The sequence below is a fragment of the Inquilinus sp. CAU 1745 genome (assembly GCF_039839375.1).
Lineage (GTDB): Bacteria > Pseudomonadota > Alphaproteobacteria > DSM-16000 > Inquilinaceae > JBDOQU01.
Genome location: NZ_JBDOQU010000005.1, coordinates 20,851 through 43,637 on the forward strand (window position 1 = coordinate 20,851; position 22,787 = coordinate 43,637).

The 22,787-nt window shown below is 66.4% G+C and carries 21 protein-coding genes; 14 read left to right on the forward strand and 7 right to left on the reverse strand.

The features are described 5' to 3' along the window. Nucleotides 1-140: 140 nt before the first annotated feature. The 9 genes from AAFN89_RS07675 to AAFN89_RS07715 all read left to right on the forward strand — a co-directional run bounded on the left by AAFN89_RS07675 (nt 141) and on the right by AAFN89_RS07715 (nt 9,710). Nucleotides 141-353, forward strand: coding sequence for a type II toxin-antitoxin system PrlF family antitoxin (locus tag AAFN89_RS07675; RefSeq protein ID WP_347537650.1), 213 nt, complete (start codon nt 141-143; stop codon nt 351-353). Beyond that, nucleotides 340-681, forward strand: coding sequence for a type II toxin-antitoxin system PemK/MazF family toxin (locus AAFN89_RS07680; protein WP_347537652.1), 342 nt, complete (start codon nt 340-342; stop codon nt 679-681). Before AAFN89_RS07675 ends, AAFN89_RS07680 begins: the two co-directional genes overlap by 14 nt. Before the next feature lie 427 nt (nt 682-1,108). Continuing rightward, nucleotides 1,109-2,296 (forward strand): MFS transporter, encoded by a 1,188-nt coding sequence (locus AAFN89_RS07685; protein ID WP_347537654.1) that lies wholly within the window; start codon nt 1,109-1,111, stop codon nt 2,294-2,296. Nucleotides 2,297-2,303: 7 nt separating this feature from the next. Beyond that, nucleotides 2,304-3,041, forward strand: a complete 738-nt coding sequence (recO, locus tag AAFN89_RS07690; RefSeq protein WP_347537656.1) for a DNA repair protein RecO — start codon at nt 2,304-2,306, stop codon at nt 3,039-3,041. Then, nucleotides 3,038-5,278: a DNA topoisomerase IV subunit A gene (parC, locus tag AAFN89_RS07695; protein ID WP_347537658.1), complete on the forward strand. Its 2,241-nt coding sequence runs from the start codon at nt 3,038-3,040 to the stop codon at nt 5,276-5,278. Before recO ends, parC begins: the two co-directional genes overlap by 4 nt. A gap of 226 nt (nt 5,279-5,504) precedes the next feature. Beyond that, nucleotides 5,505-6,113 carry a biotin transporter BioY gene (locus AAFN89_RS07700; RefSeq protein ID WP_347537660.1) on the forward strand — a complete coding sequence of 203 codons (609 nt, stop codon included), beginning with the start codon at nt 5,505-5,507 and terminating at the stop codon, nt 6,111-6,113. Nucleotides 6,114-6,324: 211 nt separating this feature from the next. Next, on the forward strand, nt 6,325-6,888 hold the full coding sequence (locus AAFN89_RS07705) for a TRAP transporter small permease subunit (RefSeq protein WP_347537662.1): 564 nt from the start codon (nt 6,325-6,327) through the stop codon (nt 6,886-6,888). A gap of 5 nt (nt 6,889-6,893) precedes the next feature. Then, complete coding sequence (locus tag AAFN89_RS07710) at nt 6,894-8,285, forward strand: TRAP transporter large permease subunit (RefSeq protein ID WP_347537664.1); 1,392 nt, start codon at nt 6,894-6,896, stop codon at nt 8,283-8,285. 144 nt (nt 8,286-8,429) lie between these two features. Further along, the gene (locus AAFN89_RS07715) at nt 8,430-9,710 is read left to right on the forward strand and encodes a cystathionine gamma-synthase family protein (protein WP_347537666.1); all 1,281 of its coding nucleotides are present in this window, start codon (nt 8,430-8,432) and stop codon (nt 9,708-9,710) included. A gap of 201 nt (nt 9,711-9,911) precedes the next feature. On the opposite strand, the gene AAFN89_RS07720 is transcribed toward AAFN89_RS07715, so the two are convergent. Beyond that, nucleotides 9,912-10,568, reverse strand: a complete 657-nt coding sequence (locus AAFN89_RS07720; protein WP_347537668.1) for a glutathione S-transferase family protein — start codon at nt 10,566-10,568, stop codon at nt 9,912-9,914. Between AAFN89_RS07720 and AAFN89_RS07725 the strand changes: the two genes are divergently transcribed. After that, nucleotides 10,567-11,043 carry a DCC1-like thiol-disulfide oxidoreductase family protein gene (locus AAFN89_RS07725; protein ID WP_347537670.1) on the forward strand — a complete coding sequence of 159 codons (477 nt, stop codon included), beginning with the start codon at nt 10,567-10,569 and terminating at the stop codon, nt 11,041-11,043. The genes AAFN89_RS07720 and AAFN89_RS07725 overlap by 2 nt on opposite strands. On the opposite strand, the gene AAFN89_RS07730 is transcribed toward AAFN89_RS07725, so the two are convergent. Both AAFN89_RS07730 and AAFN89_RS07735 read right to left on the reverse strand, forming a co-directional pair. Then, nucleotides 11,040-12,503 carry an HTTM domain-containing protein gene (locus AAFN89_RS07730; RefSeq protein ID WP_347537672.1) on the reverse strand — a complete coding sequence of 488 codons (1,464 nt, stop codon included), beginning with the start codon at nt 12,501-12,503 and terminating at the stop codon, nt 11,040-11,042. The genes AAFN89_RS07725 and AAFN89_RS07730 overlap by 4 nt on opposite strands. Before the next feature lie 107 nt (nt 12,504-12,610). Next, nucleotides 12,611-13,417, reverse strand: a complete 807-nt coding sequence (locus AAFN89_RS07735) for a cyclase family protein (protein ID WP_347537674.1) — start codon at nt 13,415-13,417, stop codon at nt 12,611-12,613. Between the two features lie 242 nt (nt 13,418-13,659). Between AAFN89_RS07735 and AAFN89_RS07740 the strand changes: the two genes are divergently transcribed. After that, nucleotides 13,660-16,092 (forward strand): ABC transporter substrate-binding protein, encoded by a 2,433-nt coding sequence (locus AAFN89_RS07740; RefSeq protein WP_347537679.1) that lies wholly within the window; start codon nt 13,660-13,662, stop codon nt 16,090-16,092. A gap of 290 nt (nt 16,093-16,382) precedes the next feature. Next, nucleotides 16,383-17,417, forward strand: a complete 1,035-nt coding sequence (locus AAFN89_RS07745) for a peptidoglycan DD-metalloendopeptidase family protein (protein ID WP_347537681.1) — start codon at nt 16,383-16,385, stop codon at nt 17,415-17,417. Here AAFN89_RS07745 and AAFN89_RS07750 read toward each other — a convergent pair. The 3 genes from AAFN89_RS07750 to AAFN89_RS07760 are packed head-to-tail and all read right to left on the reverse strand — an operon-like array spanning nt 17,408 to nt 21,125. Then, nucleotides 17,408-18,409, reverse strand: coding sequence for a threonine/serine dehydratase (locus tag AAFN89_RS07750; RefSeq protein WP_347537683.1), 1,002 nt, complete (start codon nt 18,407-18,409; stop codon nt 17,408-17,410). The two genes, AAFN89_RS07745 and AAFN89_RS07750, sit on opposite strands and share 10 nt — an antisense overlap. Then, entirely contained in the window at nt 18,409-19,092 is a 684-nt protein-coding gene (locus AAFN89_RS07755; RefSeq protein ID WP_347537685.1) for a haloacid dehalogenase type II, read from the reverse strand. The genes AAFN89_RS07750 and AAFN89_RS07755 overlap by 1 nt, the downstream gene beginning before the upstream one ends. Continuing rightward, nucleotides 19,089-21,125 (reverse strand): transglycosylase SLT domain-containing protein, encoded by a 2,037-nt coding sequence (locus AAFN89_RS07760; RefSeq protein ID WP_347537687.1) that lies wholly within the window; start codon nt 21,123-21,125, stop codon nt 19,089-19,091. Before AAFN89_RS07760 ends, AAFN89_RS07755 begins: the two co-directional genes overlap by 4 nt. On the opposite strand from AAFN89_RS07760, the gene dapA reads away from it, so the two are divergent. Together dapA and smpB are read left to right on the forward strand one after the other, a co-directional pair. Beyond that, nucleotides 21,117-21,992 (forward strand): 4-hydroxy-tetrahydrodipicolinate synthase, encoded by an 876-nt coding sequence (gene dapA / locus AAFN89_RS07765; protein ID WP_347537689.1) that lies wholly within the window; start codon nt 21,117-21,119, stop codon nt 21,990-21,992. The two genes, AAFN89_RS07760 and dapA, sit on opposite strands and share 9 nt — an antisense overlap. A gap of 3 nt (nt 21,993-21,995) precedes the next feature. Next, entirely contained in the window at nt 21,996-22,475 is a 480-nt protein-coding gene (gene smpB / locus AAFN89_RS07770; protein WP_347537691.1) for an SsrA-binding protein SmpB, read from the forward strand. A gap of 6 nt (nt 22,476-22,481) precedes the next feature. Here smpB and AAFN89_RS07775 read toward each other — a convergent pair whose 3' ends face one another. After that, entirely contained in the window at nt 22,482-22,781 is a 300-nt protein-coding gene (locus tag AAFN89_RS07775) for a transcriptional regulator (protein WP_347537693.1), read from the reverse strand. Between the last annotated feature and the right edge of the window lie 6 nt (nt 22,782-22,787).

Genomic DNA, 22,787 nt, shown 5'->3' on the forward strand with positions numbered 1-22,787 from the left:
TCGTTTCAGGACAGGAGTGATTCTAGACCAACGCCGGGCAATGTCGATGCGCCTTAGGACCCTTCTTCGTCTTAGGGTGGAGCCAAATCTTGCTTCGCGTAAGGATATTCCTTACATTTGGGATCGCACGGAGGAATGCCATGATCACCAGCCGACTGACGAGCAAATCGCAGACGACGATCCCGCAGCCGATTCGCGCCGCCCTGCACCTCAAGGAAGGCGATGCGCTGGCTTACCGGATCGAGGATGGATGCGTGATCCTTTCTCGCGCCGATCCCGTCATCGATGACCCGTTCGCGACCTTCGACGAATGGAATGGCGAGGCCGACAGGAAGGCCTATGCCGGACTTTGAACAGGGCGATATCGTTCGTGTGCCCTTTCCCTACACAGACAGGGAAACCCGACAGCACCGGCCGGCTCTCGTCGTTTCCAAAGGGCCGCTGGGGGATCGGGCGACGTTGCTGTGGGTGGCTATGATCACCAGCGCCGAAAACCGGTCTTGGTCCGACGATGTTCCTTTCGGCGACCGCTATCCGGAGGCCGGCCTGCCCGCGCCGTCGGTCGTTCGCGCCAGCAAGATCGCCACGATCGAAACCCGCCGCGCCGACCCGATCGGCAAGGCCCCGGCATCCTTGCTGGCCGACGTGATGGCGCGGATCGGCCATTCGCTAGGTATCTGACCCCCGCCGCCGCACCGTCCCACCCTTCTTCGTCGCCCCGGACTTGATCCGGAGTCCAGTATGACGACGTTGGTGAGGGCGGACCTGTGCGAGCATCAGGGGCATTTGCTCCCTCTTGAGCCCGGGATTGCAGTTTAGGCTTAAATTCATATATTGGGTGAGGTTCTGTCCTGTCGGCGGAGAGAGTGTGATGACGACGCGGCATGGAATGATGACAAATGATGACGTTTTTTTTTCGTCACCCCGGACTTGATCCGGGGTCCATACCACCGTCGCCGCCCCATCGCCGCCGATCATGGCCCGGCACGATGATGACGAATGATGACAAATGATGACACATCGCAGGAACATTTCCCTACGTGACGGCATGTCCGAACAAGGCCACTCTGCCGGCCTTTCTTCCCGCTGACCGGAGCGACCTTGCCCCATGACCGGCCGTGACCTCACCCCGACCGAACGCGCGCTTTGCCTGACGGCCGTGCTGTCCGGCGCGTTCGGCGTCGGGCTGACGATCAGCATGGCGACGCCGCTGGTGTCGCTGACGCTGGAGCGGCTGGGCCATTCCACCTTCGTGGTCGGAGTCGCGGCGGCCATCTATGCCGGCGCGATCCTGCTGGTCGGCCCGTTCATCCCGGCGCTGATCCACCGGATGGGCCCGGTGCCGGCGCTGGCGCTGGGGACGGCGCTGTCCGCGCTGGCGCTGCTGTCGATCCCGTTCACCGCCGCGCTGGGGCTGATCCTCGCGCTGCGCTTCGCCATGGGCATCGGCAACGCGCTGGAATGGGTGGTCAGCGAAACCTGGATCAACGCCCTGCCGGCGGAGGGCAGCCGCGGCCGCGTGGTCGGCCTCTACGCCACGGTCTGGGGCGCGGGCATCGCCGGCGGCCCGCTGCTGCTGACGCTGATCGGCACGGAGGGCGCGCTGCCTTTCCTTATCGCGGCCGGCATCCTCGCCGCGGCGCTGGTCCCGTTGCTGCTCGCCCGCCGCCTGGCGCCCCGGCTGGAGAAGCCGGCCGCGCGCGGCGCGTTGCGCTCGGCCTTCCGCGCCGCGCCGCTCGCCGTCAGCGCGGCCTTCCTCTGCGGAGTGGGGGAGGGGTCGGTCTTCTCCCTCTTCCCGATCTACGGGCTGGCGAGCGGCTTCGATTCCGCGACGGCGGTCCTGCTCACCTCCGTCTTCTCCGCCGGGGCGATCGCGCTCCAGGCGCCGATCGGCTGGATGGCGGACCGGATGGACAGGGGCCGGGTGCTGGCGATCGTCGCGCTCCTGTCGGCGCTGTGCATCGCGCTGGTCGCCCCGGCGCTGGAACTGCCCTACGCCGTCTGGCCGGTGCTGTTCATCTGGGGCGGCTCGGTCGCGGCCTTCTATACGCTGGGGCTGATCCTGCTGGGCGAACGGTTCCAGGACGGCGACCTCGCCTCCGCGAACACGGTCTACATCCTGGCCTACACCATCGGCATGATCGTCGGCCCGCTGGTCAGCGGCGGCGCCATGCGGCTGTGGCATCCCCACGGGCTGCTGCTGGCGCTGGGCGCGGCCAGCCTGCTCTACGCCCTCGCCGTCTTCCGGCGAGGGACGGAGGACCGCGTCGCCGCCCCCAGCGCGGCGGAGGGCTGAGACCGCGATGGACTGGCAGGATGACGGCATCGTTCTCTCCGCCCGCCGGCATGGGGAGACGGGCTCCATCGTCATGCTGATGACCGAAGGGCACGGCCGCCATGCCGGGCTGGCGCGGGGCCAGCGCCTGCGCGCCCAGCTCCAGCCCGGCGCGCGCGTCAGGGCCGCATGGCGGGCACGGCTCTCCGACCATCTGGGAAGCTACGCGCTGGAGCCGCTGGACGGCGGACCGGCGGCGCTGATCGACGACCCGCTGCGGCTGGCGGCGCTCTCCTCCGCCTGCGCGCTGGTCGAGGCGGCGCTGCCCGAACGCGCGCCCTATCCCGCCATCCATCAGGGCTTCGACGCCCTCCTGTCGGCGCTGGAGGGGGATTTCTGGGACGCTGCCTATGTCCAGTGGGAGATCGGGCTGCTGGGCGCGCTCGGGTTCGGGCTGGATCTCCAGCGTTGCGCCGCGACCGGCGTCAATGATTCCCTGGCCTGGGTCAGCCCTCGCTCCGGCCGGGCGGTGTCGCTGTCGGCGGGGGAGCCCTATCGCGACCGGCTGCTGCCGCTGCCCGGCTTCCTGGTCGGACGCGGCGAGGCCGATCCGCCCGCCATCCTGGCCGGGCTGGAGATGACGGGCCATTTCCTCGCCCGCAACCTCTTCGCCCAGGCGCATCTAAACGTCCCGCCCGCCAGGGAACGATTTGTAGAACGCTATCGCAAGATGGCCACCACATCTGGTAGCTTGCCGACATCATGACCAAGAATTCCGACGCCCAGGCCGTCCCGCAGAACATCCAGCCGATCCCGCTCGCCACCGCGCTGGGCGACCGGTATCTCAGCTACGCGCTGTCGACCATCACTTCCCGCTCGCTGCCCGACGTGCGCGACGGGCTGAAGCCGGTCCATCGCCGGCTGCTCTTCGCCATGCGGCAGTTGCGGCTCGATCCCGGCTCCGCGCCGAAGAAGTCCGCCCGCGTGGTCGGCGACGTCATCGGTAAGTTCCACCCGCATGGCGACCAGTCCGTCTATGACGCGCTGGTCCGGCTGGCGCAGGATTTCGCGCAGCGTTACCCGCTGGTCGACGGGCAGGGCAATTTCGGCAATATCGACGGCGATAACGCCGCGGCCATGCGGTACACCGAAGCCCGGCTGACCGCCGTCGCCCAGGCGCTGCTGGACGGGATCGACGAGAACGCGGTCGATTTCCGCAACACCTATGACGAGGATGGGGAGGAGCCGGTGGTCCTCCCCTCGACCTTCCCCAACCTGCTGGCCAACGGCTCCCAGGGCATCGCGGTCGGCATGGCGACCTCCGTCCCGCCGCACAATGCGGGGGAGCTGTGCGACGCGCTGCTTCATCTGATCGAATCCCGCCAGAAGGGCGGTGAGGTCACGGTAGACGACCTGATCCGCTTCGTCCCCGGGCCCGATTTCCCGACCGGCGGCGAACTGGTGGAGACGCCCGCCGCTGTGCGGGAGGCCTATGCCACCGGCCGTGGCGGCTTCCGTGTCCGGGCGCGCTGGATGAAGGAGGATCTGGGCCACGGCCAGTACCAGATCGTCGTGACGGAGGTGCCCTACCAGATCCAGAAATCGCGGCTGGTGGAGAAAATCGCGGACCTTCTGCTGGCGAAGAAGCTGCCGCTCCTGGAGGATGTGCGCGACGAATCGGCGGAGGATATCCGCCTCGTCCTCGTTCCCAAGAGCCGGAATGTCGACGCCGGCATGCTGATGGAGCACCTGTTCCGTCAGACGGAGCTTGAGAGCCGGATCAGCCTCAACCTCAACGTGCTGGACGCTTCCGGCGTGCCGCGCGTGATGAATCTGAAGGAGGCTCTGGACGCCTTCCTGGACCATCGGCACGAGGTGCTGGTCCGCCGCTCGCAATTCCGGCTGGAGAAGATAGATCAGCGGCTGGAGGTGCTGGCCGGCTACCTGATCGCCTATCTGAACCTGGATGAGGTGATCCACATCATCCGGACGGCCGATGAACCGAAGGCCGAGCTGATCGCCCGCTTCGGGCTGACCGAAACCCAGGCCGACGCCATCCTGAACATGCGCCTCCGCGCCCTCCACAAGCTCCAGGAGATTGAGATCCGGAAGGAGCATGAGGCGCTCTCGGCGGAGCGGGCGGACCTTGTCGACCTGCTGGCGAAGGAAGGCCGCCGCTGGCGCGCGCTCGCCCTCCAGGTCCGGGAGACGCGGGAGAAGTTCGGCAAGGATACCGCTATCGGCCGCCGCCGAACGGTAGTGGGATCGGCTCCGTCGGCGGTCGTGGTGCCGCTGGAAGCGTTCGTGGAGCGGGAGGCGATCACGATCTTCCTTTCCGCCAAGGGCTGGATCCGCAGCGTCCGGGGCCATGTCGCCGACGTGTCGGAAGTGAAGTACAAGGATGGTGACCGGGAGAAGTTCGTCCTCCACGCGGAAACCACCGACAGGCTGGTGCTGTTCGCCACCAACGGGCGCTTCTATACGCTCGCGGCCGACAAGCTGCCGCGCGGGCGCGGGTTCGGGGAGCCGGTGCGGCTCATGGTCGATCTCGGCAACGATTCCGACATCGTGACCATGTTCCGGCACGATCCGAAAGGGAAGCTTATGGTCGCCTCGGCCGACGGCAGGGGCTTCGTCGTCCGCCAGGCCGACGTGCTGGGCCAGACCCGCGCCGGGAAACAGGTGCTGAACGTCTCCGGCGACGTGGAGGCGGCGATCTGCGCGCCGGTCGCCGGCGACTGGGTCGCCGTGCTGGGGACGAACCGGAAGCTGCTCTGCTTCCCGCTGGAGGAGGTGCCGGAAATGGCGCGCGGCCGCGGCGTGATCCTGCAGAAATATCTGGGCGCGACCCTGGCCGACCTCGTCACCTTCCCGATGGAGACCGGCCTCTCCTGGGGCCGACGCACCTTCACGCGGGACGAACTCCTGGCCGCCATCGGCAAACGCGCCCAGACCGGCCGCCTCGTTCCCAAGGGCTTCCCCAAGGCCAACCGCTTCGGCTAGACGAACCTGACGTGGAGGAACGTCATGCCCGACCTGATCGGGCATCCAGGGGCACGATCGAACAGCCGCCCCCCTTCCGGTGAAGGCGGCAACCGGCAAGGCGCCTGGACCCCCGATCAGGTCGGGGGTGACCAGCCGGAAAACCTCCCGAAGATTTACTTGGGCGACCGTCGGGACTATAGGAAGCGGCGGTTCATGGAAGATCCGAAAGGACGAGAGAAGGCCGATGACGACACAAACCAACTCCCTGGGAAGCGCCTCCCTGATGGCCGCCGTGTGGCCGGCCGAGGGGCGGCAGGTCTGGCTCCGCAATATCCTGCTGGTCCTCGCCGGATCGGCCCTGATGGCGGTCAGCGCGCAGATCCAGGTGCCGATGTGGCCGGTGCCGGTTTCCATGCAGACCTTCGCGACGCTGGTGCTCGGCATGGCCTATGGCGGCCGGCTGGCCGCCGCCGCGATCGGCCTCTACATCCTGGAAGGCGCGATGGGGATGCCGGTCTTCGCCGGCGGCCAGGCCTTCCTGACGGGTGGACCGACGATGGGCTACATCTTCGGCTTCCTGCTGGGTGGCGCGGCGGTCGGCTTCCTCGCCGATCTGGGCTGGGGCCGCAAGGTCGCGACGGCGGCGCTTGCGCTGCTGATCGGCAACGCGCTGATCTACCTGCCGGGCCTCGCCTGGCTGCACCTTGCCTGGACCCATGATCTCCAGGCCACGCTTACCGGCGGGTTCTATCCGTTCCTCATCGGCGACGCGCTGAAGCTGGCGCTGGCAGCCTCGCTGCTGCCAGCCGCATGGTCGCTGGTGCGCAAGGTGAAGGGCGAAGGCCGGGCCTGAACCCGAACCCGACTCGACTACGGAAGGGCCCCGGCGTTCGTGCCGGGGCTTTTTCGTTTCCGGAACATTCTTTCGGTTCGGCTACGCGCCAGACTTGTATGTGGCGAGGTCTCTCCCAAGAGGCTGGCAATTATCGAACGGGTCCGCTAAAGCGATGCCCCCCGGCGGCGGCCTTACCGTCCGGAGTAGGGGGTATTCCTGGGAGGTCCAATTGTCCGCACTCGTCCTGTTCGTGCGGCTGGTCGACGATTTCAGCGACCGGGTCGGTCGTCTGGTCTCATGGCTGACGATCGGCGTCGTCGCCGTCTGCTTTTCCGTCGTCGTCCTGCGCTACGCTTTCTCCATCGGCTTCGTCTGGATGCAGGACCTTTACGTCTGGCTCCACGCCGCCGTCTTCACGCTGGGCGCATCCTATGCCCTTCGGCACGAACATCATGTGCGGGTGGACATCATCTATCACCCGGCCAGCCCCCGCTATAAGGCGATCATCAACCTGATCGGCGTCTGCCTGTTCCTGCTGCCGCTGGTCGCCGTCGTCAGCTATTGCGGCTGGCCCTACGTCATGCGGTCCTGGGGGCTCCATGAAGCCTCCAGCAATGTCGGCGGCATGCCGGGCCTCTTCGTCCTGAAGACCTGCGTGCTGCTTTTCGTCTGGCTGGTCGGCCTCCAGGGGCTGTCGCTCGCCGCGCGCAGCATCGTCGTCCTCGGCGGGCGGCAGGACCTTCTTCCCGGCGGCATGCCGGAAGCCGACGTTGAGCACAGGGAAGGGGCCTGAAGATCATGGATCCGGTTCTTATCGGCGAGATTCTGAGCGTCACCCTGTTCTTCGGCGTGATCGGCTTCCTCATGCTGGGGTTCCCGGTGGCGTTCACGCTGGCCGGCGTCTCCCTACTGTTTGCAGGCATCGGCTATGCCTTCGGGGTCTTCGATCCCCGCGATTTCGGCTTTATCACGCCGCGCTGGTTCGGCTACATGACGAACGAGGTGCTGGTCGCCGTGCCGCTCTTCGTCTTCATGGGCGTGGTGCTTGAACGATCGAAGATCGCGGAAGCCCTCCTTGAGACGATGGGCAAGCTGTTCGGGTCGATGCGCGGCGGCCTCGGCCTCTCCGTCATCATCGTCGGCGCGCTGCTGGCCGCCTCGACCGGCGTGGTCGGCGCGACCGTGGTCACGATGGGCCTCCTGTCGCTGCCCGCCATGCTGCGGGCCGGCTACAGCCCGAAGCTGGCCAGCGGCATCATCTGCGCCTCGGGCACGCTGGGGCAGATCATCCCGCCCTCGACCGTCCTCATCTTCATGGGCGACATCATCCAGGGCGCGAATGCTGAGGCGCAGCGCGAGCTGGGCAACTTCGCGCCCAGCGTCGTCTCGGTCGGCGACCTCTTCGCCGGCGCCTTCATCCCCGGCCTGTCGCTGGTCGTGCTCTACCTGCTCTATACGCTCATCGTCGCCACCTTCCGGCCCAAGGCGGCCCCGGCGCTGGTGATGACGGCGGAGGACAAGGCCAACCTGGGCCGCGACGTGCTGGTTTCCCTGCTGCCGCCCTTCCTGCTGATCATCGCCGTTCTCGGCTCGATCCTCGCCGGCGTTGCCACGCCCACGGAATCGGCCTCGGTCGGCGCGGTCGGCGCGATGGTCCTGGCGGCGCTCAACAGGCAGTTGAACTACCGGACGCTGCGCCAGGTCATGGTCTCGACCATGCAGATTTCCTCCATGGTCTTCATCATCCTGTTCGGCGCGTCGCTGTTCGCCCTGGTCTTCCGGACGCTGGGTGGCGACGTGCTGCTGGAGGAATTCCTGGCCCAGCTTCCGGGCGGGGCCATCGGCGCCATGCTGTTCGTGATGATCCTGATGTTCGTGCTGGGGTTCATCCTCGACACGTTCGAGATCATCTTCATCGTGATGCCGCTGACCGCGCCGATCCTGCTCAAGATGGGCATCGATCCGGTGTGGCTGGGCGTCATCATCGGCGTCAATCTTCAGACCAGCTTCCTCACCCCGCCGGTCGGCTTCTCGCTGTTCTACCTGCGCAGCGTCGCGCCGCGGGAGGTGAAGACGACGGACATCTACAAGGGCGTCGCGCCGTTCGTGCTGCTCCAGATCACCGGCATCGCGCTCCTGTGGTTCTTCCCGCAGCTCGCGACCTGGCTGCCCAGCGTCGTGTTCGGCTGAGGACCGGGAAGAGGGCGCGTCCGATGGGCGCGCCCTCTTCGCTTCGAAACCGCTCCATCCTTGCCGCGTTGGTGACGAGAGCCTATCACGGGCCCAAATCGGCCGCGCCTACACCGGCGGCGGCCCGGAAACAAGGAGCATCCCATGCCCTCGGACTATCGCAAGGACCATATCGGCGACCATCGCCTGCATCCCGAAACCATGATGCTCGGCTACGGCTACGATCCGGTGCTGTCCGAAGGCGCGGTGAAGCCGCCGATCTTCCTGACCTCGACCTTCGTCTTCAAGTCGGCGGAAGACGGCCGCGACTTCTTCGACTACACCGCCGGCCGGCGGGAGCCCGAACCGGGCGCGACGCCGGGCCTCGTCTATTCCCGGTTCAACCATCCCAACAGCGAGATCGTGGAAGACCGGCTGGCCGTCTATGAAGGGGCGGAATCCGGCGCGATCTTCTCCAGCGGCATGTCCGCGATCTCGACCACGCTGCTCACCTACGCCCGGCCGGGCGACGTGATCCTGCACAGCCAGCCGCTCTATGGCGGGACGGAGACGCTGATCGCCAAGACGCTGCAGCCCTTCGGAATCGCCTCGGTCGGGTTCGTCGACGGGGTGGACGAGAAGGCGGTGCGCGCCGCCGCCGACGCGGCGCTGGCGAAAGGCCGAGTCTCCGTGATCCTGGTCGAGACGCCGTCCAATCCGCTGAACAGCCTGGTCGATCTCGCGCTGGTGCGGCGCGTCGCCGACGATATCGCCGAACGCCAGGATCATCGCCCGATCGTCGTCTGCGACAACACCCTGCTGGGCCCGATCTTCCAGAAGCCGCTGGAGCATGGCACGGACATCGTCGTCTATTCGCTGACCAAATATGTCGGCGGTCATTCGGACCTCGTGGCCGGCGCGACGCTCGGCCGGAAGGATCTGATCCGCCCGGTGAAGATGCTGCGCGGCGCCATCGGCACGCAGCTCGATCCGCATTCCGCCTGGATGATCGGCCGGTCGCTGGAGACGCTGTCCCTGCGCATGTCGGCCGCCTGCCGGAATGCCGAAAGCGTCACCTTCTTCCTGTCCCACCATCCGGCGGTGCGGAAAGTCTATTATCCAGCATTGCTGGAGGAGGGGACCCCGGCCCGCGCCCTCTTCGACCGGCAGTGCTCGGCCGCCGGGACCACCTTCTCCTTCGACATCGCCGGCGGCGAGGCGGAGGCGTTCAAGTTCCTGAACGCGCTGCGCATCTTCAAGCTGGCGGTCAGCCTGGGCGGGACGGAATCGCTGGTCTGCCATCCCGCCACGACCGTCCATTCCGGCGTGCCGAAGGAAACGCGGGAGCGGATCGGGATCTCCGATTCCACCATCCGCGTCTCCGTCGGCATCGAACATGCCGAAGACCTGATCGCGGACCTCGGCCAGGCGCTGGACGCTATCTGAAGGCTTGGGGGAAAGGCCTCGCAGCCACCACCATCGTCATGCCGGACTCGCGTCCGACATCGCATGGATTCCGGATCAAGTCCGGAATGACCAACAAAAACAATGTCATGCTGGACTTGATCCAGCATCCATACGGTGTCGATGCCGGCCGAAACCCCGCCCGGTTCTTCTCCTTCCGGCGCGGCCTCGCAGCCTCTCTCTTCAGCCGAAATGGGCGCGCCAGATCGGTGCGATCTTCGGCCTCTGGGCGACGGCTTCGGCCAGGCGATCCAGCCGCGGGCAATGTTCCGCTCGCCATTCCGCGCCGACGATCCAGCGGCTGAGATTGGCGATATAGACGTCCAGCGCCGTGAAGCGGTCGCCGATCGCGTAGGGCGACGGGTTCAGCGTGCGGTCCAGCAGCGTCCAGAGCCGCCGAAGCTCCATCGTAGCGGCTTCCTTGATCCCGTCGGCGCCGGCCGGATCGGTCGTGAAGCGGGCGGGATAGTCCTCCCGGCTGACGGCTTCATAGATGTTCGACGCGATGAACATCATCCAGCGATAGGCGAGCGCGCGTTCGCGGCTGGCCGGCGGAGGCAGCAGCTCCGCCTCCGGATGGCGCTCCGCGATCGTCAGGATGATCGCGGCGGATTCCGTCATGATCGTCCCGTCGGGGAGGATCAGCGTCGGCACGCGTCCCATCGGATTGACGCGCTTGTAGTTCTCGTCAAGCTGCTCGTCCCGTGAAAGGTCCAGCCACTTCTTCTCGACCTCAGCGCCCGCTTCGGCCAGAAGCGCCTCCGGCGTGAAGGAACCGCTGCCGGGTTCGCCGTAGAGGATATAGGTCATGATCTCGCCTCGCGCCGATGGATGGGACATGAAGCCTATCCGCAAAGCCGCAGTCGGCGGAATAGGGCAATCGTCGCTTTATCCGCGATCCCGCCCTATCTTCGGCCGGATGAGTGGAGACCCTCCAAAGGCCGCCTGGCTGGTCTATGACGGTGCGTGCCCGTTCTGCACGGCCTATGCCCGGTATGTGAGGGTGCGCCGGTCGGTCGGCGTCCTGGAACTGGTCGACGCGCGGAAGGGCGGGCCGCTGGTGGAGGAGGTCCGCGAAGCGGGACTCGACCTGGACCAGGGCATGGTGCTGAAGATGGGCGGCCGCCTCTATCACGGCGCGGACTGCCTGAACGTGCTGGCCATGCTCGGTAGCCGGTCGGGGCTCTTCAACCGGCTGAACGCCGCCATCTTCCGCTCCCCCGCCCTGTCGCGGGCGCTCTACCCGTCGCTGCGCGCGGGGCGGAACCTGACACTGTCCTTGATCGGAAGACGACGGCTGACGGGACGGCGCTAGCCCCCGTCCGCGACCTGGCTTTCGGGGCGGCGCAGGGGTTCGGTCAGGGGCATGATCCAGTCGGCAGGGGCGAGGGAGCGTTCGATCTCCGTCAGATCCCTGGAGGGATCGACCAGAAGCTGCGGCTCCCGGCCGTTGAGCGACGCGAAGCTGAGCGCCCGGACCTCGACATCCTCTATCCCGTACTCCTCCGCCCAGACATCCTCCAGATGATGGGCGAACTGCAGGATCATGTCGGGGCGGCCGGCCATGTAGCGGTCCTGGCGGTCGCTCAGATAATCCAGCGGATCGATCTTCCATACGTCCCCCGTGGCGGGGTCGGCGACCATGAAGACCGTCGTCGCCGATTTCTGCCTCAGCTTCATCTGCCAGGCGAAACGATGCCCCTGTTCGTGCCAGCTCGTATCCCCCGGATAAAGGTGGTGGCGCATCGGCATCAGGATCTGGAAGAGCGTCCAGCAGGCGACACCCGCGATGACCACCGTCCGGAGGATTAGGGATGGCGTAGCCCGATAGGGCGGCGCGGCCTTCCGAGCGCGGTCTGCTATGTCTCCGATCGCCGCTCCGGCGGCTGCTAACCGATCGCGCGCCAGCCGGGCGAAGCGTCGCGGCCAGTCCGGCTCGAAGAACATCAGCGTCCCGGCGATCGCCAGCCACGGGAAGATGCCGATCTGGAACAGGAGGTGGTTGGCGAAGTGGAAGGCGACATAGAGCGAGAACACCCATGGCCGCGTGCGTTTCCAGAGCAGCAGCGGCGCGCCGACGACATGCAGGAGGATGACCCCATAGGCGGCTATGGCGACCACGGGCTGATAGGCGAACAGCGGACCGATGAAGAGGAAGTCGGTGCGATTGCCGAGCCACATGCTCATCGGTTCCAGCCGCAGCCAGTCGCCGTTGATCTTCACCAGCCCGGCGAAGATGTACATGATCTCGAACTGGACGATCAGAAGCCATATCGACCAGCGTGGAACGGTGTCCGACCAGAAGCCTTTCCGCAGGACCGCATCCACCGACCATGCCCGATGCGCGGGAATGAAGCACATCAGGAAGGCGACCAGCGAGACCAGGTAGAAATGGTTGAGGTAGCGCGCCTGGTCCAGCAGGAAGACATAGGTGAAGCCTAGGAAGAAGAGGATCGTCGCGATCCGGTAGAACGCGCCGACCGCGATCATCGCCGCCAGCACGCCAAGGCCGTAGAAAAGCCAGTGGAGCCCGACGCCGCCCAGCGGGGCCAGCCATTCGAAGCCGTAATAGGTGAAGAGGAATTCCGGATCGAGATAGAACGCCTCGATCCATCCGCGATTGGCGTAGCGTAGCACCTCCCAGACCATGATCGTCCCGAACAGGATTCGGAAGACGACCAGCGACGCGACGCTGACCGGGTCGAACAGCCGGTCGGCGCACCGGCGCCAGGCCGGCCGGTGGCCGTCGGATGGGGGAGATGCCGGCATGGTCATGGAACAAGGTCTCCAGCCTCACGGAAACCGGCCGCCATCGTGCCGCCCGGCGTCGCGATTACGCGTCGACCATCCGGGAAATTCCCTAACGGAAGGAAAAGGCGGAATCAGGCGACCAGGGCGAATATCCGGCTGGGGCCTCCGGTCGCGCCCTTGATCTTGGGGCCCCCGACGATGATGGTCGCGCCGGCCGCTGGCAGCGAGGATAGGCTGGCGACGCATTCCAGTCCCCACCGGCCGCTGGGCAGCCATTCATTGTGGACGGCGAAGTCGGCCGAAGCGCCGTAATCCAGCGACAGCGTATCGACGGCGATTCCGACCACGGACCGTTCACTCGCCAGCATGTCGGTCGTTTCCGGATGGAAGCCCGGGAAATGCATCCCGCCATCCTCGTCGGCGTTGCGGAACATCGGCGTCGCCACATGACGATCCCAGCCGGAATGGAGCGCGACGCAGCAGGCCTCGGGCAACGGCCCGTGTTCGGCCTCCCATCCGGCGATGTCGTCGGGCGTCAACTGGGCGTCGGGATCATCGGCCGCGCGAGCGGCTATGTCGACCACGGCCAGCGGCACGACCAGATCCTCCACGGGGATCTCGTCCGCCGACGCGCCGTCGGCGGAGAAGTGCAGCGGCGCGTCCAGATGGGTTCCGGTATGTTCGTGAAGCGTCCAGCGCTTCATATTGAGGCCGTCCGGATCGAAGGTCGTCAGCGTCTCGATCGAAAGCTGCTGGTCGCCGAAATAGGTCGGGAAATCCTCGACCAGCGTATGGGTCAGATCGACCACGCTGCTGAAGCTGCGCGGTTCCGCCGCGCGGGGCCGCGACGCCGGCAGGGCCAGGCTCGCGCCGCCGGCGGCCAGTGCGATCCCCGAGCCCTTGAAGAAGTCGCGGCGGTTCAGGCGGCGGCGAACCATTTCGAGACACCCTGGAGGACACATGGCTGTTTCTCCTTTGTCGGCTTCGGGGCCAATGGGTCGGAACGAGACCGATTATTACATTCAGCGTCGCCGTTCGGCAAATTAACCAAAATATCGTGCAATATTATATCCCTGCGGTTTTGGATGATGCGTTCTCCACATCCTGTAATTTCGGTATGCTGCCGATCTGGCAGGGATGATGATCGGACCCAATCCGAATTGGGGCGATCGAAGGGGGCATGATCGGACCGATGAATGAGGACAGCAAAGCCGACCCCGAAAGGACGAACGAAGGACAGCTGGACCCGCTGGTCGCCGGGATGTTGGAGCGTTATCTCCGCTCGACGGAGGAGCGCGATACGCTGGAGGGACGGGCCGACAAGGCGGAGCACAACAACCGCAACAAGTCGCTGTTCTTCGCCAGCATGGCGCACGATCTGCGCACGCCGCTCAATTCGATCATCGGCTTCTCAGAGATGCTGGCCGACCAGCTTCTCGGCCCGCTGGGCATGCCGAAATATGTGGAATATGCCGGCGACATCCGCGCCAGCAGCCTGCACCTCCTGCGGCTGATCGACGATCTTCTCGACCTTTCCAAGCTGGAGGCCGGGCGGCTTGACGTCCACACGGAACCGATGGACGTCCGGCGGCTACTGGTCGACCTCAACCGGACGTTGGCGCCGGTGGCGCTGACGGCCGGGAACACGCTGACGGTGGCGACGGACGGGGATGTGGGGCGGCTGGTGACCGACCCGGTGCGCAGCAAGCAAATCCTGATCAACCTGCTGGGAAATGCGATCAAGTTCACGCCCCAGGGCGGGCGGATCGATCTCTGCTTCAGCCACCGTTCGCGCGAAGGGTCGGACTGGGCGGTCTTCACGGTCCGCGACACGGGCATCGGGCTGACGCCGGAGCAACTCGACAAGGTCTTCAACGAATATGAGCAGGCCGATCCGATGACCGCCGACAATTACGGCGGCACGGGACTCGGTCTCCATATCTCGAGGCGGCTCGCGGCGATGCTGGGCGGCTTCCTTGAGGCGGAGAGCGCGCCCGGCTCGGGGTCGGAGTTCCGGCTCTTCCTGCCGCTCGACATGCTCGCGGCCGGGAGCGGGGCGGAGGTCCTGGACGGCACCCGCCGGCTGACGATCGCGCTCGACCGGCCGGTGACCTGCATCGACCCTCATTTCCATAGCCAGGACAGCAACATGATCGTCGGCGGCCACGTGTTCGACACGCTGGTCGCCTATGACGCCCATTTCCGCCTTCAGCCCGGCCTTGCCACCGATTGGCGTCAGGTCGACGACGTCACCTGGGAATTCACCCTGCGCCAGGGCGTGTCGTTCCATGACGGTTCGCCGTTCGACGCCACCGATGTCGTGGCGACCTTCGATCGGCTCCGCGAGATACCGGACCGGGACGGACTCTACAATATTGACACGCACGGCATCCGGTCGGTCAGGGCGCCCAACTCCCGGACGGTGGAGGTGACCACCGAAGGCGCTTATCCCGACCTGCCGCGGAACTTCGTTCGCATGTCGATCATGCGGGCGAACGACGCATGGTCGCTGGGCGGGCCGATCTCCCAGCCTTCCCAGCTTGTCGGCACCGGGCCCTATCGCATAGCGGACTGGGATTCGGGATCAATGGTCATCCTGCACGCCAACCGGCGCTATTGGGGGCGTCCGCCGCTCTGGCGGGAAGTCGCGTTGCGCTGGTATGGCGGCGCGGAAGCGACCCTCGACGCCTTCTGGCGGAAGGAGGTCGACGTTCTGTCGACCACCCAGCCGGAAGTCATGCATTCGTTGCGCGGGGAGTCGGATTTGGCGATCAGCGACAGCTTCTCCAACCGGTTGACCTATATACAGTTCGATCTGGCGCGCCAGACCACGCCCTTCGTCAAGGATCGGCAGGGCCGGCCTCTCGATCGCAACCCGTTCCTCGACCAGCGGGTCCGCAAGGCGGTTTCGCTGGCGATGGATCGGCGGTTCCTCGCCGATGTGGTGCTGGAGGGCCTCAGCACTCCGGCCGGACAATTGATGCCGGAAGGCTATATCGGGCACGACCCCTCCATCGACGGGGAATTGGCCCATGACCTCGAGCGCGCGCGCGGGCTGCTGGCGGAAGCCGGCTACAAGGACGGGTTCGCGGTCACCCTGCACGGTCCCGCAAGCTGTCTCCTGAACGGGAGGATGCTGTTCCGCGCGATCTGCGAGATGCTGATGATGATCGGCATCGAGACGCGGTTCGAAGTCCTGCCGACCGACGATTTCTATGTCCAGGCGACGCGCGGCCTGTTCAGCATCTGGCTGGCCACCTGGATCGGATGGGTCGGGGAGGCGTCCTATTCCGTCAACGGCCTGCTGGCCAGCCGCGATTCCGTCCGCGGATCGGGACGTGCCAACCGGGGCGGCTATGTCAATGAGCGGATAGATCAATTGCTGGCCCAGGCCAACGCGCTTCCGGAATCCGGCGGAAGGGAAGCCCTGCTGCGCCAGGCCTCGCGCCTGGGGCTGAAGGACCTGCCGCTGGTCCCGCTTATCCACCGCAAGGCGGCGTGGGTCACGCGGGCGCATATCCAGCATCACGGCGAATGGGACGGGCTGCCGATTGCGGTGAAGCTGACGATGAAGGATTCCGCGTCCTCACCCCAGCCGCTGGCCGCTTCCTGAAGCTGTTCAGGATCATCGCCAATTTGTCACGGGCGCGGCCGGTTGCGGTCGTCCCGCGATCTGCTTAACGTCGCGCCGCCGGCGCCCGCCATTCATGAATTCTTCAGGCTTTCCCCGAAAGGTGCGCCACGATTGGCTGCCGCAACCCAGTATGTGATTGATCGAGACCGCTTTTGACCTGGCTCCGCAACCGAAAACTCCCTACCCCGTCCCGCACTGTCGCCTTGCTTGCCGTCTTCTCTCTCGGAGGATGGATTGCCGCCGCGGCGTCGGGGTGGTGGGCGGCGACCATGATCCCGCCGGAGCAGTTCGCAGCGGCGCTGGCCGAGAACCAATCGGCCTTGGACGACGCCCAGGCGGATATCGAGGCCTTGTCGGCGCGGGTGGAGACGCTGGCGCTGGCGAAATCGGCTGCGGAACGGCGGGCGGATGAAGCGGAACGGCGCGCGGCCGATCTCAGCGCCGCACTGGAAGAAGAACAGGCGCGCGTCGGCATGCTGGCCGGCTCCCTGCGATCGGTCTATAGCGGCGCGCTCGACCAATGGGCGCGATCCGAGCGCATCGCATCGGAACGGACATCCCTGACCATCGAGGTCGCCATCCTGAGGGACCGTCTCGACGGGCTGCGGATCGAACAGCAGGAATTGCTGGCGCAGCTTCGCGAACGGACGGACATCCACGTGGCGGGGATGGAGGAAAGCCTCTCCTATACCGGGCTCGACATAGACAGCCTGATCCAGCGTCTGCGCGGCGGCGTGACGCCCACGACGGCGGGTGTCGGCGGTCCGCTGATCCCGCTTCCGCCGTCTCCGCCTAACCTGGACGACAAGGGCGACGATACGCTGGGCGCGGAACTGGTCGATCTCGTCGATCGGGCGAGCGATCTGAGGGACGTCGCCAACCGGCTGCCGCTCAGCGTGCCGATACTGGGCGATTATCGCCGGTCCAGCGGGTTCGGCGCGCGCACCGATCCGTTCACGGGTCGCCGTTCCCGGCATGAGGGGCTGGATTTCGCCGCCCGGTCGCGGACCCCGATCCATGCCTCGGCAGCCGGCACGGTGGTGTTCGCCGGACGCCACGGCGCCTACGGCAACATGGTCGATATCGACCACGGTCTGGGCATCGTGACTCGTTACGCCCACATGCACGACATCGATGTCGCCGTCGGCGAGGCGGTTGAGGCGGGCGATGTGATCGGCCGGGTCGGCAGCACCGGACGGTCCTCCGGCCCCCATGTCCATTATGAGATCATCGTCGACGGTGATCCGCGCAATCCCGCCAACTTCCTTCGTGCCGGACGCAGCCTGATCGATCTTCAGGAATAATTCCGAAGGATTTCGGCGAACTGCCCGGAATCGACATTCCCGCCGGAGCAGACGACCGCCAGAGGCCCGTCCCCGGCGGGGGCCTTGCCCGACAGGGCGGCGGCCAGCGCAACGGCGCCGCCTGGCTCCACCACCAGCTTCAGCGTCTCGAACGCGACCGCCATCGCGCGGCGGACTTCGTCGTCGGAGACGGCGAGGCCGCCGGACAGCGTGCGCCGGTTGATCGGCAGGGTGATCGCTCCCGGCATCGGGGACAGCAGCGCATCGCAGATCGAGCGGGCCTCCGGCCTGTTGCCCAGCCTCTCGCCGGAGGCGAGGGAGCGGGCGGTGTCATCGAAGCCTTCCGGTTCGACCGCATAGACCGGCACGCCGGGCAGTCGGACCGACAGGGCCAGCGACGTTCCGGCGACGAGGCCTCCACCGCCGCAGCAGACCAGGATCGCGGACGGCTCGACGTCGGCTTCGGCAAGCTGCTCGGCCATTTCCAGCCCTATGGTGCCCTGGCCGGCGATGATCTCGACATCGTCATAGGGCGGCACGAGCGTCGCCCCGCTTTCCCGCGTCAGCGCCGCGCCGATCGCCTCACGATCCTCGCCGTAGCGGTCGTAGGGCACGATGCGCGCGCCCCAGGCCTCCGTGTTCCGCTGCTTGATCGCCGGCGCGTCCTTCGGCATCACGATGGTCGCCGGCATCCCCAGCAGCCTGGCCGCCGCGGCCACGCCCTGGGCGTGATTGCCGCTGGAATAGGCGACGACGCCAGCCGGGCGGCGATCGGCCGGGATCAGGCTCATCTTCGCGTAGGCGCCCCGGAACTTGAAGCTGCCGGTCCACTGCAGAGGCTCGGCCTTCACCAGCAGGCGGCGGCCCAGCCGGTCGTTCAGCAGGGGCGATTCCAGCAGCGGCGTCCTTACCGCCTTTCCGGCCAGTCGCCGCGCGGCGGCTTCGATGTCGGCGATGGTCGGGGAGGGCTCTAAGGGGGCGGCGGTGTCCATCAGGAAGCTCCGGTGAGAAGGTCGGGCAGTTGGTCCAGGCCGGTGATCGTGGCGCGGGGTTTCCAGGGTAGTCGCTCTTCCGGCCGACCGAAACGGTTCAGCCACGCGACCTGGAAACCGAAGGCTGCTGCGCCGGCTGCATCCCATCCGTTGGAGGAAACGAAGCACACAGACTCGGGCGCGACGGCGAAGGCTTCCGTCGCCAGCCGGTAGACGGAAGGGTTGGGTTTGTAGATCCCTGCCGCCTCCACCGACAGCGCCTCGTCCAGAAGGTCGCCAAGCCCGGCGCTGCCGATCGCGTCCTCCAGCATCTCAGGGGAGCCGTTGGAGAGGATGGCGGTCCTGAACCCGCGGGCGCGCAGGGACTGAAGCGCGGGACCGGCGTCCGGATAGGCGTCGAGCGTTCGGTAGAGTTCCAGTAGCCGGCGACGTTCCTCCGGTCCGCCCAGCTTCGTTTCCGCCATGGCGAAATCCAGCGCCTCCTCCGTCACCTGTCGGAAGTCGGCATGCCGCCCCATCAGGCTGCGCAACCAGCTATATTCAAGCTGCTTCGCCCGCCATATCGCCGACAGGCGGTCGGCCCCGTCCCCCAGCCTGTCGCGCAGGCGGGCTGCCGGGGCATGCACGTCGAAAAGCGTCCCATAGGCGTCGAAGACGCAGACCTTCACGCCGGCCAGGCTCATCGCGTCAGGTCCCGCTCCAGCCCGCCGACCTCCGGCTCCCCGCCAAGGCGGAGGCGGTAGACTTCCGTGTTCTCCAGGACCCGCTGGATGTAGTTCCTTGTCTCCGGGAAGGGCAGGGATTCGATCCAGTCGACGACCTCATAGACGTCCATCGCGCCGCCCCTTGGGTCTCCCCATGTCGCCATCCAGTCGATCGCCCGGCTTGCGCCCGCATTATAGGCCGCCGCCGAAACGACGTAGGAGCCGCGGAACCTGTCCAGCAGTTCGACCATATGGGCCGATCCCAACCGGATGTTGTGCGCCGGGTCGTTGGTCAGCATGGCGGTGGAATGGGCAATGCCCAGATCGGACGCTGTGGCCTGCGCGGTCGCCGGCATGAGCTGCATCAGCCCCAGCGCGCCCGCCCGGCTGACGGCGCGGATATTGAACTCGCTCTCCTGCCGTATCAGCCCGAAGACCAGCGCCTCATCGGCTGCCGGATGGATCGCCTCGACCGGCCGAAAGGGGTAGAGCGTCTCCGTCAGCACCAGCCCGTCCCGCGTCGCATCCTTGGCGATGCGGATCGCCATGTGCTGCCGGTCCAGCTCCAGCGCCAGATGGCCGGCCAGCATATGGCCGATCGGATCGTCGGTGACGCCCGCCAGCCGCCGCAGGAAGGTATCCGCCAGATCGTCCTCGCCCAGCTGGTCCAGCGCGCGGACGATCCGCACGAACTCCCGCTCTTCAAAATCCGCTGTCGCCTCCGGGGGGACGGCCGGTTCGGTCGGCAGGGAGACCACCGTCGGCAGCCCCAGTTCTCCCGCCGCCAACTGGCCATAGAAGGTGTTCGTGTATTGGGCCGCCGAACGATACCAGTTCTCCGCGTCAGCGCCGTTCCCCGCCGCCTCGTGCGCCCGGCCCAGCCAATAGGCTCCGCGCGACAGGCTGATCGGCGTACCGACGATATCGTACATCGTCTGGAAATGCCCGATCGCGGCCGACGGGTCGCCCAGGAAGCGCAAGGCCAGCCATCCGGCGAACCATTCGGCTTCCGAAACCGGCAGCGGTTCGACCTGCCGGTGATCGCTCAGCAGTTCGTAGGCGCGCCGATAGTCGCGTTCGTTGAACAGGCGGCGGGCCAGGATATTTCGCTCCGTCCACCACCTTTCCGGTTCGGCGATGGTGGCGGGTTGACGGTTCAGGATTTCGATCGCGCCCTCGGTCATGTCGAAATAGCGACGCCAGCGGGCGCGCTCGTAAAGCAGCCCTTCATTATCGGAGAGCGAAGCCGGCACGGCCTCGATGGCGGCGTCGACGCCGGGCGACCGCTCCGCCAGCCGGATGCGCGCCTCGGCCAGACGCCGCTGCCCCGTGTCGACAAGGGGCATCATCTGCCGCGCCTCGGACGAACGGCCCCGCCAGAGCAGGAAATTCAGCCGTTCAAGATGATCGGCCGCGGTGAGGGCCGTGCCGAACCGCGCGAGCATCCGCGTCTGCTGGCTTTCGGTCAGCGGGATGTCCGTCCAGCGCGACCGGATCAGCTCGACGGCCTCTCCGGTCCGCCCCGTCTGCTCCAGCGCCGCTGCATAGCGCATCACGCTGTCGAAGGTGAGCGGCGGGTGCCTGTCGAAATAGCCCGTGATTTCCCCGGCCGGCAGGCCGGGCGGCAGCACGTTCTCCGCCCGCAGCCGCAGCGTTCCGGTTCCCGGCCAGTCCGGATTGGCGTCCAGGAAGGCGACGATCGCCTGGAAAGGCGCGGTCCCATTCGGGCGGGAAAGATCCAGCCATTGCAGGACCTTGCCGGGAAGCGATGCTTCCGCGCCGGCGGCCAACTGGCGGGCCCTTGCCCACTCGTCCGCCTCCGCCGCCTGGAAGGCGTTGCGGTAGAGTTGGACGTCCGACGCGGACAGGGGGCCCTGCGCCCAGGCGGTCGTGGACAGGCACAGGAGAACCAGCGCGGCGACGGCTTCCGTGGCGCGCTTGGCAAGGGAGATACGAGCGGCTATGGTCGCGGCCTTTCCGAAGAGCCTGATAGGGTTTGCGTCATGTTTCATGGGTCCTTGGTCGCCCTCATCACGCCGTTCGACGGCGGTGCGATCGACGAGCGAGGCTTCCAGTCGTTCGTCGAGTGGCAGATCGCGGAAGGTACCGACGGCCTGGTGCCGGTCGGCACGACGGGGGAATCCCCCACGCTCAGCCATGACGAACACAAACGGGTGATCGATCTCTGCGTCGAGGTCGCGAAGGGTCGCGTGCCCGTGATCGCCGGCGCCGGCTCCAACTCCACCGCCACGGCGATCGAGTTCACCGACCATGCCCGCAAGGCGGGGGCGGACGCCGCCCTTATCGTCACGCCCTATTACAACAAGCCGACGCAGGAAGGTCTTTATCAGCACTACAAGGCCATCCATGATGCAGTCGATATCCCCATCATCATCTACAACATTCCGGGGCGCAGCGTCGTCGACATGACCGTCGAGACGATGGCCCGCCTGGCGAAGCTGCCGAACATCGTGGGCGTCAAGGACGCCACCAACGATCTTGCCCGGCCGCTTCGCACGCGTGTCGAGGTTGGGGCCGATTTCTGTCAGCTTTCGGGCGAGGACGCCACCGTCACCGGTTTTCTCGCCCAGGGCGGCCATGGCTGCATCTCCGTCACGGCCAATGCCGCTCCGCGCCTGTGCGCGGAAATGCACGCCGCCTGGTCGCGCGGGGATTTGAAGACGATGGGTGACATCAGGGACAGGCTTGCACCGCTGCACCGTGCGCTATTCCTGGAAAGCAGCCCGTCGCCGGTGAAGTATGCGGCCAGCCTGCTGGGCAAGTCCGGGCCTGCGGTGCGTGCGCCGCTGGTGGAACTGGGCGCGGCGACGAAAGACGCGGTCCGCGACGCGATGGCGCATGCCGGCCTGATCAACTGATCCATGGCTAAACCCCAGCCTCAGGATCCGTCGTCCCGCACGGTGGCGCAGAACCGGCGGGCGCGCTTTGACTATTTCATCGAGGAAACCCTCGAAGCCGGCATCATGCTTGCCGGCAGTGAGGTGAAGTCGCTGCGCGAGGGCCGCGCCAGCATCGGAGAAAGCTATGCCGGCGAGATGGCGGGGGAACTGTTCCTGTTCAACGCCTACATTCCCGAATATGGGCCGGCCAACCGCTTCAACCATGAAACCAAGCGGCCGAGGAAGCTGCTGGTCCATCGCAAGGAACGAAACCGCCTGCTGGGCGCGGTGAAGCGGGAAGGGATCACGCTGGTCCCGCTGTCGCTCTATTTCACCCGCAAGGGGCTGGCGAAGGTTTCCCTGGGTCTCGCCAAGGGCAAGAAGATGCACGACAAGCGCGAAACCCAGAAACAGCGGGACTGGCAGCGCGAGAAGCAGCGCCTGCTGAGGGTGAAGGGCTGAGGCAGGTTAGTCCGTGGTTGCCAGCGCTTCGGCGACCGCCTTCGGATTCTTCGCGATTACCTTGAGATAGGCTCTTGCCGGCCCTTCTGGCTGCCGTCCCTCCTGTTCCCATTTTCGCAGGGTGTGCAGGCTGATGGCGAACCGTGCGGAGAATGCAGGTTGAGTCAACTTTAGACTCTTCCTGATGGCCTTTACGTCGATCTGCTCCGGTAGATGGACGTTGTAGGCTGCTGGATTGGCCTTGCCTTCCGCGATCTCCAGCGCCTCACGCGCTCCTCGAAGAATGCTTTCGCTGATCTTGGACATGGCGTC

Coding starts and splice junctions, on each gene's coding strand:
- AAFN89_RS07775 (WP_347537693.1), bottom strand. CDS start 22,781: ATGTCCAAGATCAGCGAAAGCATTCTTCGAGGAGCGCGTGAGGCGCTG.
- AAFN89_RS07730 (WP_347537672.1), bottom strand. CDS start 12,503: ATGACCATGCCGGCATCTCCCCCATCCGACGGCCACCGGCCGGCCTGG.
- AAFN89_RS07735 (WP_347537674.1), bottom strand. CDS start 13,417: ATGGTTCGCCGCCGCCTGAACCGCCGCGACTTCTTCAAGGGCTCGGGG.
- AAFN89_RS07700 (WP_347537660.1), top strand. CDS start 5,505: ATGACGACACAAACCAACTCCCTGGGAAGCGCCTCCCTGATGGCCGCC.
- AAFN89_RS07725 (WP_347537670.1), top strand. CDS start 10,567: ATGAAGCCTATCCGCAAAGCCGCAGTCGGCGGAATAGGGCAATCGTCG.
- AAFN89_RS07740 (WP_347537679.1), top strand. CDS start 13,660: ATGATCGGACCGATGAATGAGGACAGCAAAGCCGACCCCGAAAGGACG.
- recO (WP_347537656.1), top strand. CDS start 2,304: ATGGACTGGCAGGATGACGGCATCGTTCTCTCCGCCCGCCGGCATGGG.
- AAFN89_RS07710 (WP_347537664.1), top strand. CDS start 6,894: ATGGATCCGGTTCTTATCGGCGAGATTCTGAGCGTCACCCTGTTCTTC.
- AAFN89_RS07745 (WP_347537681.1), top strand. CDS start 16,383: ATGATCCCGCCGGAGCAGTTCGCAGCGGCGCTGGCCGAGAACCAATCG.
- AAFN89_RS07760 (WP_347537687.1), bottom strand. CDS start 21,125: ATGAAACATGACGCAAACCCTATCAGGCTCTTCGGAAAGGCCGCGACC.
- AAFN89_RS07720 (WP_347537668.1), bottom strand. CDS start 10,568: ATGTCCCATCCATCGGCGCGAGGCGAGATCATGACCTATATCCTCTAC.
- AAFN89_RS07755 (WP_347537685.1), bottom strand. CDS start 19,092: ATGAGCCTGGCCGGCGTGAAGGTCTGCGTCTTCGACGCCTATGGGACG.
- dapA (WP_347537689.1), top strand. CDS start 21,117: ATGTTTCATGGGTCCTTGGTCGCCCTCATCACGCCGTTCGACGGCGGT.
- AAFN89_RS07685 (WP_347537654.1), top strand. CDS start 1,109: ATGACCGGCCGTGACCTCACCCCGACCGAACGCGCGCTTTGCCTGACG.
- AAFN89_RS07715 (WP_347537666.1), top strand. CDS start 8,430: ATGCCCTCGGACTATCGCAAGGACCATATCGGCGACCATCGCCTGCAT.
- AAFN89_RS07675 (WP_347537650.1), top strand. CDS start 141: ATGATCACCAGCCGACTGACGAGCAAATCGCAGACGACGATCCCGCAG.
- AAFN89_RS07750 (WP_347537683.1), bottom strand. CDS start 18,409: ATGGACACCGCCGCCCCCTTAGAGCCCTCCCCGACCATCGCCGACATC.
- parC (WP_347537658.1), top strand. CDS start 3,038: ATGACCAAGAATTCCGACGCCCAGGCCGTCCCGCAGAACATCCAGCCG.
- smpB (WP_347537691.1), top strand. CDS start 21,996: ATGGCTAAACCCCAGCCTCAGGATCCGTCGTCCCGCACGGTGGCGCAG.
- AAFN89_RS07680 (WP_347537652.1), top strand. CDS start 340: ATGCCGGACTTTGAACAGGGCGATATCGTTCGTGTGCCCTTTCCCTAC.